This window comes from Myxococcus sp. CA023 (genome assembly GCF_010998615.1).
In the GTDB taxonomy this organism is placed as follows: domain Bacteria; phylum Myxococcota; class Myxococcia; order Myxococcales; family Myxococcaceae; genus Myxococcus.
The window spans coordinates 1-11,737 of sequence record NZ_JAAEAH010000098.1 but is presented as its reverse complement, the minus strand read 5'-3'; the positions used below and the strand labels follow the sequence as shown (position 1 = coordinate 11,737).

Sequence of the window (11,737 nt, the reverse complement as noted above, 5' to 3'; positions counted from 1 at the left end):
ACATTGCAATTTGAATCCCTCCCTGAAGCGCCGCTGGTTGGAGGGCGGGGGGGAGAGGGATAGGGTGACACCACCGTCCCCCGGAGGAACCTTGCCGATGCGCCGTCCCCTGATGCTGCTCGCGACCCTGGCCCTGGCCGTGGTGGCCTGCGAGAAGAAGAACGCGCCCGCCGCGCCCTCGCCGGAGGGGCAGGCGGCCGGGGCACCGGTCGCTCCGGTGGACTCGAACACGATTCTGCTGGGAGAGGTCGGCAGCCTCACGGGGAGCGAGGCGACCTTCGGGGTGTCCGCGCGCAACGGCATCGAGCTGGCGCTGAACGAGGCCAACGAGGCGGGCGGCGTGAAGGGCAAGAAGCTCCAGGTTCGCGTCTACGACAGCCAGGGCCGGCCGGAGGAAGGCGCCCAGGCCGTGACGCGGCTCATCACCCAGGACAAGGTGGTGGCGATTCTCGGCGAGGCGGCCTCGTCGGTGTCCATGGCCATGGCGGAGAAGGCGCAGGCGGGCAAGGTGCCCATGGTGACGCCCACGTCCACCGCGCCGGAAGTGACGCTGAAGGGCGACTACATCTTCCGCGTCTGCTTCATCGACCCCTTCCAGGGGCTCGTCATGGCGAAGTTCGCGCGGGAGAACCTGAAGCTGTCCCGCGTGGCGGTGCTGCGCGACAACAAGAGCGCGTTCTCCATGGGCCTGGCGGACGTGTTCACCGCCAGGTTCAAGGAGTTCGGCGGCGAGGTGCCGGGCGACGAGAGCTACTCCAAGGGCGACACGGACTTCCGCGCGCAGCTGACGTCCCTCAAGCGCCTGAAGCCGGACGCCGTCTTCGTCCCGGGCTACTACACGGACGTGGGCATCATCGCGCGGCAGGCGCGTGAAATCGGACTCAAGGTGCCGCTGCTCGGCGGCGACGGCTGGGACTCCGACAAGCTGTACGAGCTGGGCGGCTCCGCGCTGGAAGGCAGCTACTTCGCCAACCACTACTCGCCGGACAACCCGGACCCGCTGCTCCAGAGGTTCCTGGCCCGCTATAAGGCCACCTACGGCGGCGTACCGGACAGCGTGGCCGCGCTGGCGTACGACGCGGCGCGGGTGACCATCGACGCCATGAAGCGCGCGCCGGACCTGAGTGGCCCTTCGCTTCGCGACGCGATTGCCGCGACGAAGGACTTCCCGGGCGTGACGGGCAAAATCACCCTGGACGCCAACCGCGACGCGGTGAAGGAAGCCGTGGTGCTCAAGGTCTCCGGCGGCAAGGCGGAGTTCGTCACCACGGTGACGCCGTAGCCGCGGCGTCCAGGCCCCCGTGCCTCAGATGGGGGCCTGGATGACGTAGTAGATGGAGTTGAAGTAGCGGTGCAGCGCGTTGAGCAACTGCACCAGGAAGGGCCACCCCATCGTGCTGAAGCCCAGCAGGGCCGCGGTGACGATGGCGTACTCCACCATGGACTGGCCGCGGGCGTGCCGCGACCGACGCAGGGACTTCTTCATGGGGCAGCGCTCCGGCGTAGCAACGTGAGCTGGACCTCGACTCCCGGGCCCGGCGAAAGGCCGCGCAGCACCGCGCGGCCGCTCACGGACTCCTTGAGCACTTCGAACGCGACGCCGTTCGGCGCCGTCGGCGCGAGCGTTCCCACCTGCCAGCCGCGCGCACGGAAGAGGTCACCGTAGCGCTGTGCCGCCACATCCGGCGAGTCCGTCTGGAGTTGGCCCGTCACCACATGGTGCGAAGCGCCCTCCAGATTGAAGTTCACGGTGCGCGTCTCCGCGAGTTCGCCGGGCACGGGAAGCCAGTCGGGCACGGCCGCCGCCCGCGCCAGCATGGAGCCCACCTGGCCGGCGGAGACGAACACCAGCGTCTCACTACCTTGCGCCAGTGTGGACACCAGCCGCACCTCTTCCGTGGCGGGGCTCCAGTAGCCCACGTAGCCGCCCTTCTCTCCGTGGCGTTGGTGCAGCACCGGCAGCCCCTTGGCGAGCAGCGCCTGTGTGTAGTGCTCCAGGACCTTCGCGGGCGCGTCTTGTGTGGAGAACCACGCCACCGCCATGGGCGCCCCGGGCCCCATGTAGTCGGCGGCGAGCGGTTCGGGACGGGTGGCGTTGGGGTACGGCGGGAAGTGGACCAGTGCCCGCTGGAGGATGGCCTCCTCCGCGGGCGTGCGCACCCACCCGCTGGAGGATGTCTCCACGTCGGTGCCCAGCTCCGGCGGGCTCCATTCCTGATGGCTGTCGCTGCCCCGGTAGACGGCGTGCTCCCATGAGAAGCCGATGAGACCGCCCACCACCGCCACGGAGAAGAGCAGCGCGGGAATCCGGACGACGGGGCGCGAGGCGGCAACGGGCATCAGCACGACTCCGACCTCGCGCAACCCAGGTACCAGTTGCCACGCGCCTCGTAGGTGCGCTGGTTGTTGTTGCTCCCCCAGTCCTGCCACTCGTTGCTGAAGTAGCCTTGGCGGCCTCCCTGCTGCTCGATTTCCTCCACGGCGCCGTCACCACTCTGGTCGGGCTTGATGGCGAGGCTGGGATTGCGAGGATCATCCCCAGGCGTCCTGTAGCTCTGGGATTCCAGCCTCAGGCTGTCATGGAGGAGACCCGAGTTGATGGCCTGATTCACCAACCGCTCGGACGCGCTCGACATGTCCGTGAAGCCGCTGTTGTCGTCGTTCTGGTAGAGCTGGGTGACGCGCTCGTGCATCCCTCGCCCACCCGCGGTGCCCGGCCGCACGTCCGCGTGCTCCGTGAGCGCCCAGGTGTCGGTGAGGATGGCAATCTGCTCCCAGGGGAGCAGGTAGACGTTGTCGCCTCGGGCATGGCCCTCCGGGAGATTTTCGCCCGTGGCGTTTCTGTGGATGCCGTTGGCCCGCTCCTGCTTCTCCTTGGCCAGCTTCACCTCGGAGAATTCGGGCAGGAACGACTCCGGCAAGAGATAGTTCTGGACGCCCAGGCGCGCGGAACAACGGATGAGGCCGCCCCGCCCGAAGGTGTCCATGAAGGACTGGTGGAGGGAGACTCCGTACGCGCCCACGGCCTGTGCATCCAGGGTGCAGTACACCTGCCGTGCGCCAGGATTGAGCCAGCACGCGTGGGCGACAACGTCCGTGTGGTGGTCTTCTGAATCGGGAGTAGCGCTGCACTCCGGACCCTTTCCTGGGCCGTAGCTGTCGATACCCGACTCGTGGTCGCAGTACATGTACCGCGAATAGGCCTGCGCCATCTCGAAGCCAGAGAAGGCCTCCGTCGTCGTCCCCCCGTCCTCCGTCGCGACGCTCTCGGGCTCCTTCTCATAGTCCAGGACGGTGTAGTCCCAGGCCGTGGACAGGGAGGTCTCCTGCGAGTCCAACATGTGGCGCAGCAGGTCGAAGAGGAACAGCGAGTAGAGGAATACGGGGACGATGACGAGCATGCACACCGCCATCTCCACGGCCGCGGCACCTCGCCTGGATGCGCGCTTCACAGGGACACCCCCGGGACCCGCGCCAGCCGGGACGCGTCCGTGTTGCCCGCCGCTTCCAGGACCTCCGCGGCCTCGTCGGCTGAGATGGGGTGCAGCTTCGCGCGCCAGTAGGGGCTGAAGAGGTTGGGCGCCTCACGCCAGCCATTCGCGCCGAAGCGGTGGTAGTAGACGAGCGCCTTGGAGAGCGCCACGCCGTCCTGCGCCGCGAGCGTCAGCGTCGCTGTCCCCTGCGCGCCATGGTCCAGCTGAATCTGGGCCGACGCGTTCAACTCCCAGGGCGCCCGGCTCGGGTCGCCGACCCGGAGTCGCCGCGTCAGGTAGCTGTACACGCGCGGCTGCCCCCAATCCCTGCCAGAGGAGGGGTTGGCTCGGAACTTCATGAAGCAGTTGCCCGACCGGGCGCAGCCCGACAATGCGTTGGCGTTGACGCCCTCGAAGTTGTGCGAGCCCGAGTGCGCGCCACCCGGGGTATGGCCACCGCCGTTGGCATCGCTCCAGACTTCCGCCTCGTAGTCGGTGGTCGACGTGAGCTGGTGCTCCCAGGTGTTCCGAATCGCCCCTTCCTCTCGCGCGGCAACCGTCGTCCCCTGATTACCGCCTTGCTTCCCGCCGTCGTTGACCTGGCCCTTGTCCTGAACCGACTTCGCCGTTCCCTCGTGGGAGGTCACCGTGTACGGCTTCTTCTGTGCGATGTCCCGAAGGTCCCGGATGACGTCGTCATGCAGGTACGGGGGCTTTGCAACCCCGCGCGCTCCGGTCTTTCGCGCCGCCGGCCAGCCAGAACGGGTGGCGTTGGAGATTTCCGTCATGACCCTGGCGAGCGCTTCGGGCGAAGCGTTCTCCACGCTCCCTCGGCAGTTCATCCCATCCACCGCGCAGTTGAATTCATTCGCGTTGAGCCCCCCCACGGCTTGCGGCAGCGCACCGACGTCCGACGCGGTGTAGTCCGCCAGGAGCGACAGGCCATGGCTGCGGCCATCCTGGATGGCCTGGAGCGTCTGGGAATGCGCCTCACGCTGAGAGGCATGCAGGTTGTCCACCATGACGTCGAGGCCCCGGATCGCGGCGTTGAAGCTGGACTCCAGGGCACGGACCTTCTGGTCGTACTCACGGCCCGCGTTGGCGAACTCGGCCGCGATCTTCGCCGCTTCAGTGGCGTGCACGCAGTGCTCGTAGCACCCCTTGCAACTGCACATGATTTTCTCGCGCCTTGCGAACTCCTTGAAGTTCGCCTCCGAGGCCCGCATCATCGAACCCGTCACGCTCGCCGCCACCATGTATGCATGGATGCTGTTCATCGCGACGTAGGAAGCCGCGATGGCCCTGTTGCTGACTGCATAGTAATTGAGCGACCGCGCCTCCAGGACCGCCATGGAGTAGGCCAACGCGTCGCTGTGCTGCTGCAGCCCCATCTTCTGGCGCAGCGCATGTGCGAGATTGAAACTCAGCGTCACCATCAGCGCGAGCACCAGGAAGGACAGCGCTCCCAGGACAATGGATTGCCCTCGCTGCGCGCGTCTCCTGGCCGAGGCGCTCACGGCGCCCCGGTTTTGTAGGAGAATGGGAAGACGCATTCGTTGCTCCCTGGGAGGGCTGCCCGGTTGAGGAAGAAGTTGGACTGCATCCGCATGGTGTAGGTGGCGCGGATAGGGGTGATGTAGACCTTCTGCGCAGCCGCCTGCTCCAGGAGGGACTCCGTGCGGTCCGGCTTGTCGCCCTGCTGCTTTGGGTCGGTAGGCTTGCGGTACATCCGCAGTTCCTTCCGCAGCTCGCGGCCACGGGTGGATTGGTAGATGACCCAGTCCGCGAAGGGGATGATCATCCGGTAGTTGAACGTCACCTGGACGCGCAGCTTGGTGCGGTGGCTCTCCTTCCAGCCCGTGGGCGCGGTGTTCCGGGGGTCATCGAAGTCCAGCTCCGGCCCGCCTCCGCCGACGTCGCCCTGCGTGGGGCCGCAGACGGTGACCTGCGCGTGTTTCAGTGATGTGCCGGGAATCTGGTTGCCCGACACGTCACGCCACTTGGCCTGGAACTCCGCCGCGCTTCCCACCGGGGGGATGTAGGCCCCCCGCTGCCCGGGCACGCTCAGCATCGGCAACAGCACCGCGAGCGCGGCCTTCTCCATCTCCTCGACCTTGGCGCTGTTCAGCGCCCCAGCCCGCACAGCCTTGTAGGCGGCGTACTTAGTCAGCAGCCGCGCCTGGTGCATCAGCCCCAGTTGGAGGATGCCCAGGATGAGGAAGACGAACAGGGGAAGGACAATGGCAGCTTCGACGGCCGCCTGGCCCGACTGATTCCTCTCACGAAGACTGCCCATGGCGCCAAAGACTACCTAGCGCCCCCCGCAAAAAGAAAAACCCAGACCCCTCCCGGCCCGCAAATAATGACATCCAATGTTGGGCGCCAGACAGACGCCACCCACAGGGACTGGAAATGGCCCCAAACCCAACACCAGACAAACCCTGTCAGGCAGGCAGCCAGGCAGGGGCTTGCCTAGCGCCGCCGGACAATCTCCTGGATGAGTTCGACGTAGCGGCGGTTCTTCGGGTTCAGCTTGAAGGCCCTGCGGAACGCGTCTTCGGCCTGTCCCCACTGGCCTTCGCCCTGGGCCACTTCACCCAGGAAGGCCCAGCCCTCCTCCAGCGTGGGCTCCTGGCGCAGCACCTCCTGCAACTCCTGCTGCGCCAGCCGTCCGTGTACCTCCGGCTTCATCAGATAGCGCGCGTAGGCCCGGTAGGCCTGGTACAGCGGCTTCGGGTCGATGTCGCAGGCGTACTCGAAGTACTCGAAGGCCCCCGCATGGTTCCGCGCGGCCAGCCGGCGCTTCGCCTCATCGAACTGCGTGGTCGCGTCCAGCAAGTCCGTGCGGATGCGGAACTGCTCGGCAGTGGTGGGCCGCGTGCCCCGGTCCTTCTCCCGATGCGCCGCGCGCCGCTTGCGCCACAGCAGGTTCTGCTCCGCGTCCGACAGCGCGCCAAACGCCTTCGCATGGGCCGCCAGCAGCACCTCCGCCTTCTCGCGGAGCTCCGGCGTGTGGAAGCGCAGCGGCGCGTAGCGGTCCGCCAGGGCCAGGAAGGCCTTGCGCAGCGGCACCGGCTGCACGTCCTCGGGCACGTCCAACAGCGCGAAGGGGTCCTTGCTCCGGTGCGACATGAAGGCGCTCACCAGGGCATTGCGCGCCGCCTCGTCCTCGTCGGAGAACGGCGTCCCCTGCGGAGCTGGCGCCGCCACCGGAGGCGCCACCGGTTCGGGCGCGGGTGCGGCGGGCGCCGTCCCCTTCCCCGCGCTCAGCCGGGCCGCCTTCGCGTCCACGTCCTCCACGAAGCCCGCGACCTCCAGCAGGCACAGCGCGTACAACCGCCGGAGCACCACCTCCGTGTCGAACCCGGTGCGCTCCATCAACTCACCGAAGGTGGGGCGCAACCGGAGCGCCTGGAACAGCCGCGCGTCCTTCGACGACAGCTTCAGCCCCGCCTCCGTGCCCGGCATCTGCCCGAAGCGGCGCTCGTCCGTGAAGGTGAAGTGCGTGGCCACCGCGTCGAAAGGCATCACGTTGGCCACCCCCGTGAGGATGAGCTGGCCCGTGTTCGTCCGCACGCTGGCGTCCGGAGGCTCCACGTCGGCGATGAGCCGGTACTTCGCGTCCACCCAGCGGAAACAGTCCAGCAGCTTGTGCGCCAGGTTCGCCTGCAATTGCTTGTACAAATCGAAGGGACTGATGAGGCCCTTCTGCACCAGCAGGCCGCTGAGCGGCACCTCCGCGGAGATGCTCTCCGCCAGCGCCTTCTGGTAGTCCGTCTCCGACAGCTTGCCCTTCTCCACCAGGTACTTGCCCAGCGTCTCGTGGAGGAGGTTGGACTGGCACGCCACCGGCGCGCCGTCCTCGAAGACGATGCGCTTCTCCCGCTGGCGCACCTTCAATTCCAACGTGCAGGTGCGCTCCTCCGCCATCAGCGCGTGAAGCAGCAGGGGGAACGGCGTATCGGCCAGCACTCCCTCCCGCTGGCGGAGGACCTGCGACGGCGTGGGGAACATGGGCGAGAGCCTAGCGCTACTCGCCCTGGTACTCCTCCATCCCCAACGCACTGGGTGGCTCGCCATGCGCGTCGTAGCCGTAGCGGTCGCCGTAGCCTCGCTCCGGGGTCACTACGAACCGGGGCAACATGGACGCCAGCAGGCCCAGCACCAGGGTCACGGCCGCCGCGTACATCAACGGCCGGCTGGGCCGCGCGCGCCAGGCCCACTTGCGCTCCCGGCGCCGCTGGAACCGGGGCGCCACCACGTATTCGGACCAGGCCAGGTCGCGCATCCGCTTCGCGTCGTCGCCGCGGCCCGCCCGGCTCAGGGCCTTGGCCAGCAGATAGCGGCCTTCCACCGTGCCGTGTCGCACCTTGCAGTAGCGCTCCAGCGCCTCCACCGCGCCCGGCACGTCGCCGCGCTTCAGCCGGAAACGGCCGCGCTCCAGGTCGATGGCGCCCAGCTTGTGGTCCGCGTCCAGCTTCGCCGCCTCGTCCAGCAGCAGCTCGCCGCGCTGCGCGTCCCCGGCGCCCAGGTAGGCCACGCCCAGCAGGTACAGCGTGTCCACGTCTTCGTCGCCCGCCTCCAGGTTGGGCTTGAGGATGTCCACCGCCTCGGCGTAGCGGCGCTGCTCCACGCGGATGTCCGCCAGCTCGTGCCGCGCGCGCCGCTCATGCGGGTTGGTAAGGATGGTGCCCGCCAGTTGTCCCGCGCGCTGGAAGCGCTTGAGCAGCCGCACCGGGCTGGGCAGCACCTGCCACGTGAAGCGGTCCGCCACGAAGATGATGACGAGAATCAGGCCCAGCGACAGCAGCGGGCTGCCCGTCAGCAGGGAGAGGAACATCCACAGTATCCACTTGTTCATACGCCTCTCGAATCCGTTCCGGTGGACGCCGTCCTAGAGCAGCCGCGCGCACACGGCGCTGTGGACGTCCGCGCCCTTCTCCGTCAATGCCAGCCGCCCGTCCCGCAGCGTCGCGAAGCCATGCGCCACCAGCCGCGCGACTTCCGCCCGACGGGGCTCCACCGGCTGCCCATATCGCTCGCAGACGGCCTCCCAGTCCACGCCCGACACCAGCCGCAGGCCCATGGCCAGGCGCTCCGCGAAGAGCTCCTCCGGGCCCAGCGGCTCGCGGCCTTCCTCTGGCAGCCGCCCCGCCTCCGCCTCCACGAGGTAGCGCTCCGCGCTGCGCAGGTTCACGTACCGGTGCGGCTGGGGCGACAGCAACATGCCCGTGGCCCCCACGCCCAGCGCCAGGTACTCCCCGCCCGTCCAGTACAGCGCGTTGTGCCGCGAGCTGAACCCCGGCCGCGCGTGGTTGGACACCTCGTAGCGATGCAGACCCGCCGCCCCGTACACCTCGCGCACCACCCGCGCCATGTCGACCACGGTGTCGTCGGGCGGCAGCTCCAGCTCGCCGCGCTTGAGCCGCTTCGACAGGGGCGTGTCCTCCGCCAGCACGTCGCGCTCCACCGTCAGCGCGTAGGTGGACAGGTGCTCGGGAGCCAGCGCCACCGCCCGGCGCGCATCCGCCTCCACCTGCGCCACCGTCTGCCCGTGCACGCCATAGATGAAGTCCATGGCCACCACCGGGAAGGCCGCGCTCCGGGCCGCGTCCACGGCCCCTTCCACCATGGCCGCGTCATGCGCGCGCCCCAACGCCTTGAGCGTCTCCGGCTGGAAGGACTGCACGCCCAGCGACAACCGGTTCACCCCCGCCGCGCGGTAGCCCGCGAAGCGCTCCGCGTCCGCGCGCTCCGGATTGCCCTCCAGTGACACCTCCACGCCAGGCGCCACCCGCAGCCTCGCGGCGATGCCGTCCAGCACCTGGGCCACGTAGCGCGGGTGCCACAGGGACGGCGTCCCACCGCCCAGGAAGATGGAGTCGAGCACCTTCCCCGCGAGCGAGGGCTCGGCGGCCAGCCGGGTGTCCAGCTCCGCCAGCACCGCGCGGGCATAGCGCTCCTCCGGCACCTGCCGCGCCACTGCCACCGCGAAGTCGCAGTAAGGGCACTTCGCGAGGCAGTACGGGAAATGCAGGTACAGCCCGAAGCGGGCCGCCGGCATTCCCGTGAGGGCATCCACTGGCGCGTCGAAAGGCATGAAGGAAAACCTCTACCTCTTGCCCTTCAATTGCGCCTCCAGCCGGGCAATCTTCGCCTTGTAGCCCGCCGCGTTCTCGAGCGCTGTCTCGGCCGCCACCAGCTTGCGCTTGAGGTTGGCCGCGTCCGCCTTGAGCTGCTCGCGCTCCGCCTCCCAGTCCGCTGGCGCACCCGCGCTCTGGGAGGGAGTCCCCGGCTGCTCCGCCAGCTTCACCTCGAGCGCCTGCCGTGCCTCCTGCTCCGCTCGCAGCGAGGCTTCCACGTCGGCCCGCTTCTGCGCCTCGGCCTTCAGCGATGCCTCCGCGCGAGCCAGCTTCGCCTCGGTCGCAGCGCGCGCCGCGTCCGACTTTCCGGCCGACGCGGCCTGGGCCTTCGCGCCTTCCAAGGCCCCCTCCATCATCTTCAGCCGGCCCTGGAGACGCTCCACCTTGTCCGCCTCGGCGCGCGCGGCCTCCAGTTCCTCGGTGAGCGAGGCCACCTGCGCCTCGGCGCCACCCTGCCCCACCGTCAGCGACTCCACCTGGGCCTCGGCCTGGGCCGCCTTCACCTCCGCATCGGTGCGCTCGGCCTCCGCCGCCTCGCGGCGTGCACGCTCCAGCGCCAGCGTCTCGTGAGCCTTCGCCACCTCTGCTTGCAGCCGCACCAGCTCCGCCTCGCGCTGGCCGGACGCCGCCTCCAGCATGGACACCCGGGCGGCCAGGCCGACGCGCTCGGCGTCCTTGGTGGCCGCCTTCAGCTCCACCGCGGCGAGCTGCTCCTTCCACGACGCATGGTCCGTGTGCGCGGCCTCCACCACCGCCGTCAGCTCCGACACCTTCGTCTCGGCCTGCTGCACCGCCTCGCCCAGCGCCGCCGCGTCCGCTTCCATGCGGTCGCGCAACGACACCTGCTCCACCTCGGCGACTTCCAGCGCCTCCTTCAGCGCCGCGGCCTCGCCCTCCGCCAGCTGCGCCCGCTCACTCGCCTGCGCCAATCCCTCTTCCAGGGCCAGTGAGCGCTCCTCGGCCTTGGCCGCCTCCGCATCCAGCTTCGCCTTGAGCTGGGTCAGCTCCGCGGTGCGCGCCTCCAGCGCCTGACGCAGCGCGGGCAACTCCGCGGCCTCGGTGGTGCGGGCGGTGAGCGCCGCGCGCAGGCCCACGATTTCGGCGTCCTTCAGCGCCAGCGAACGCTCCAGCTCCGCCACCTGCTCCTGCAGGGTGCGCAGCCCGTCCTCCACCACCGCCAGTTGCTTGCGCGCCTCGTCGCGCTCGGCCTCCAGCGTGCCCGCGCGGCCCTGGGCCTCCTCCAGCGAGCTCTTCGACCAATCGCTCTCGCTCTCCAGCGCGCTCAGCCCGGACTGGGCCTCCGCCAGCGCGGCCTCCAGCTGCGCGGTGCGCAGGCTCAGCGAGTCCTTCTCCGCTGACGCTGCCTCCAGGTCAGTGGTCAGCCGCTCCACGTCGGCGATGGCCTGCTGGTACTGCTCCTGGACGGCCTCCAGGGCGCCCTGGGCCTCGGACTTCTCCGCGGCCAGCTCCGCCACGCGGTCCTGGGCCAGCGACAGCGCTTCCTTCGCGCCAATCAGCTCCTCGGCCACCGCGCCGCGGGCCTCGCGCTCCTCCTGGAGGTCCGCCGTCAGGCGCGGCACGTCGGATTCGACCTCCGCCAGCGCGCGCGACAGGTCCTTGCGGTCCGCCTCCACCGCGGAGAGCTCTTCCTGGAGGCTGGCGAGCCGCGACTGGGACTCCGCCGCCGCCCGGGCCAGCTCCTCCTGGAAGGCGGAGACACTGGCCTTCGACTCCGCCAGCTCCTTGCGCGCCAGCGTCAGCGACTGCTTCACGCCGTTGAGCTCACCGTCGCGCTCCGCGTACAGCGTGCGGGCCCGCGCCAGCGTCTCCGTCTTCTGGCGGACCACGGCCCGGAAGTACTCCAGCTTGTCCTCAGGCGAGCCGCCCATGGGCATCCGGATTTCGGGCGGCTCACTGAATGGATCATTCCCCGGGGCCCGCGCGGCGCGGACGGCGGGGGCGGCAGCAGCGGCAGCCGGGGACGCGGGCGCCTTCGGGGACGCGGGCGCTCCCGTGCCCTTGGGCACGGCGGCCAGGGGGGCGGCCGGGCGTCGCGGCGGCAGCGGAGGCGGAGCGGCGGGCGGTGGAGCCGAAGGCGGTGGCTTTGGCAAGGGCCTGGAG

The 11,737-nt window shown here is 69.5% G+C and carries 10 protein-coding genes; 1 reads left to right on the top strand and 9 read right to left on the bottom strand.

Features of this window, described 5'->3' with window-relative positions:
- Positions 1–97 precede the first annotated feature (97 nt).
- Positions 98–1,282, top strand: coding sequence for an ABC transporter substrate-binding protein (locus tag F8M74_RS32405; protein WP_141256942.1), 1,185 nt, complete (start codon positions 98–100; stop codon positions 1,280–1,282).
- A 24-nt stretch (positions 1,283–1,306) separates the two neighbouring features.
- On the opposite strand, the gene F8M74_RS32400 is transcribed toward F8M74_RS32405, so the two are convergent.
- From F8M74_RS32400 to F8M74_RS32360, 9 genes are all read right to left on the bottom strand, one after another.
- A complete protein-coding gene (locus tag F8M74_RS32400) occupies positions 1,307–1,486 on the bottom strand; it encodes a hypothetical protein (protein ID WP_141256941.1) in 180 nt (59 codons plus the stop codon).
- Positions 1,483–2,340, bottom strand: coding sequence for a hypothetical protein (locus F8M74_RS32395; RefSeq protein ID WP_141256940.1), 858 nt, complete (start codon positions 2,338–2,340; stop codon positions 1,483–1,485). Before F8M74_RS32395 ends, F8M74_RS32400 begins: the two co-directional genes overlap by 4 nt.
- Positions 2,340–3,452, bottom strand: a complete 1,113-nt coding sequence (locus F8M74_RS32390; RefSeq protein ID WP_141256939.1) for a hypothetical protein — start codon at positions 3,450–3,452, stop codon at positions 2,340–2,342. The genes F8M74_RS32395 and F8M74_RS32390 overlap by 1 nt, the downstream gene beginning before the upstream one ends.
- Entirely contained in the window at positions 3,449–5,026 is a 1,578-nt protein-coding gene (locus F8M74_RS32385; protein WP_141256938.1) for a TadE/TadG family type IV pilus assembly protein, read from the bottom strand. The genes F8M74_RS32390 and F8M74_RS32385 overlap by 4 nt, the downstream gene beginning before the upstream one ends.
- Positions 4,987–5,769 carry a TadE/TadG family type IV pilus assembly protein gene (locus F8M74_RS32380; RefSeq protein ID WP_141256937.1) on the bottom strand — a complete coding sequence of 261 codons (783 nt, stop codon included), beginning with the start codon at positions 5,767–5,769 and terminating at the stop codon, positions 4,987–4,989. The genes F8M74_RS32385 and F8M74_RS32380 overlap by 40 nt, the downstream gene beginning before the upstream one ends.
- Positions 5,770–5,945: 176 nt before the next feature.
- Positions 5,946–7,487 (bottom strand): DUF4388 domain-containing protein, encoded by a 1,542-nt coding sequence (locus F8M74_RS32375; RefSeq protein ID WP_141256936.1) that lies wholly within the window; start codon positions 7,485–7,487, stop codon positions 5,946–5,948.
- A gap of 16 nt (positions 7,488–7,503) precedes the next feature.
- Positions 7,504–8,334 (bottom strand): tetratricopeptide repeat protein, encoded by an 831-nt coding sequence (locus F8M74_RS32370; RefSeq protein WP_141256935.1) that lies wholly within the window; start codon positions 8,332–8,334, stop codon positions 7,504–7,506.
- A 33-nt stretch (positions 8,335–8,367) separates the two neighbouring features.
- The gene (gene hemW / locus F8M74_RS32365; protein ID WP_011551263.1) at positions 8,368–9,573 is read right to left on the bottom strand and encodes a radical SAM family heme chaperone HemW; all 1,206 of its coding nucleotides are present in this window, start codon (positions 9,571–9,573) and stop codon (positions 8,368–8,370) included.
- Between the two features lie 12 nt (positions 9,574–9,585).
- A partial coding sequence (locus F8M74_RS32360) for a plectin 1 isoform 8 (RefSeq protein ID WP_141279728.1) occupies positions 9,586–11,737 on the bottom strand: 2,152 nt, incomplete at its 5' end.

Excerpts from the sequence above, each read along its gene's own strand:
- F8M74_RS32405 (WP_141256942.1), top strand. The coding sequence starts at position 98 with ATGCGCCGTCCCCTGATGCTGCTCGCGACCCTGGCCCTGGCCGTGGTG.
- F8M74_RS32400 (WP_141256941.1), bottom strand. The coding sequence starts at position 1,486 with ATGAAGAAGTCCCTGCGTCGGTCGCGGCACGCCCGCGGCCAGTCCATG.
- F8M74_RS32395 (WP_141256940.1), bottom strand. The coding sequence starts at position 2,340 with ATGCCCGTTGCCGCCTCGCGCCCCGTCGTCCGGATTCCCGCGCTGCTC.
- F8M74_RS32385 (WP_141256938.1), bottom strand. The coding sequence starts at position 5,026 with ATGCGTCTTCCCATTCTCCTACAAAACCGGGGCGCCGTGAGCGCCTCG.
- F8M74_RS32380 (WP_141256937.1), bottom strand. The coding sequence starts at position 5,769 with ATGGGCAGTCTTCGTGAGAGGAATCAGTCGGGCCAGGCGGCCGTCGAA.
- F8M74_RS32375 (WP_141256936.1), bottom strand. The coding sequence starts at position 7,487 with ATGTTCCCCACGCCGTCGCAGGTCCTCCGCCAGCGGGAGGGAGTGCTG.
- F8M74_RS32370 (WP_141256935.1), bottom strand. The coding sequence starts at position 8,334 with ATGAACAAGTGGATACTGTGGATGTTCCTCTCCCTGCTGACGGGCAGC.
- hemW (WP_011551263.1), bottom strand. The coding sequence starts at position 9,573 with ATGCCTTTCGACGCGCCAGTGGATGCCCTCACGGGAATGCCGGCGGCC.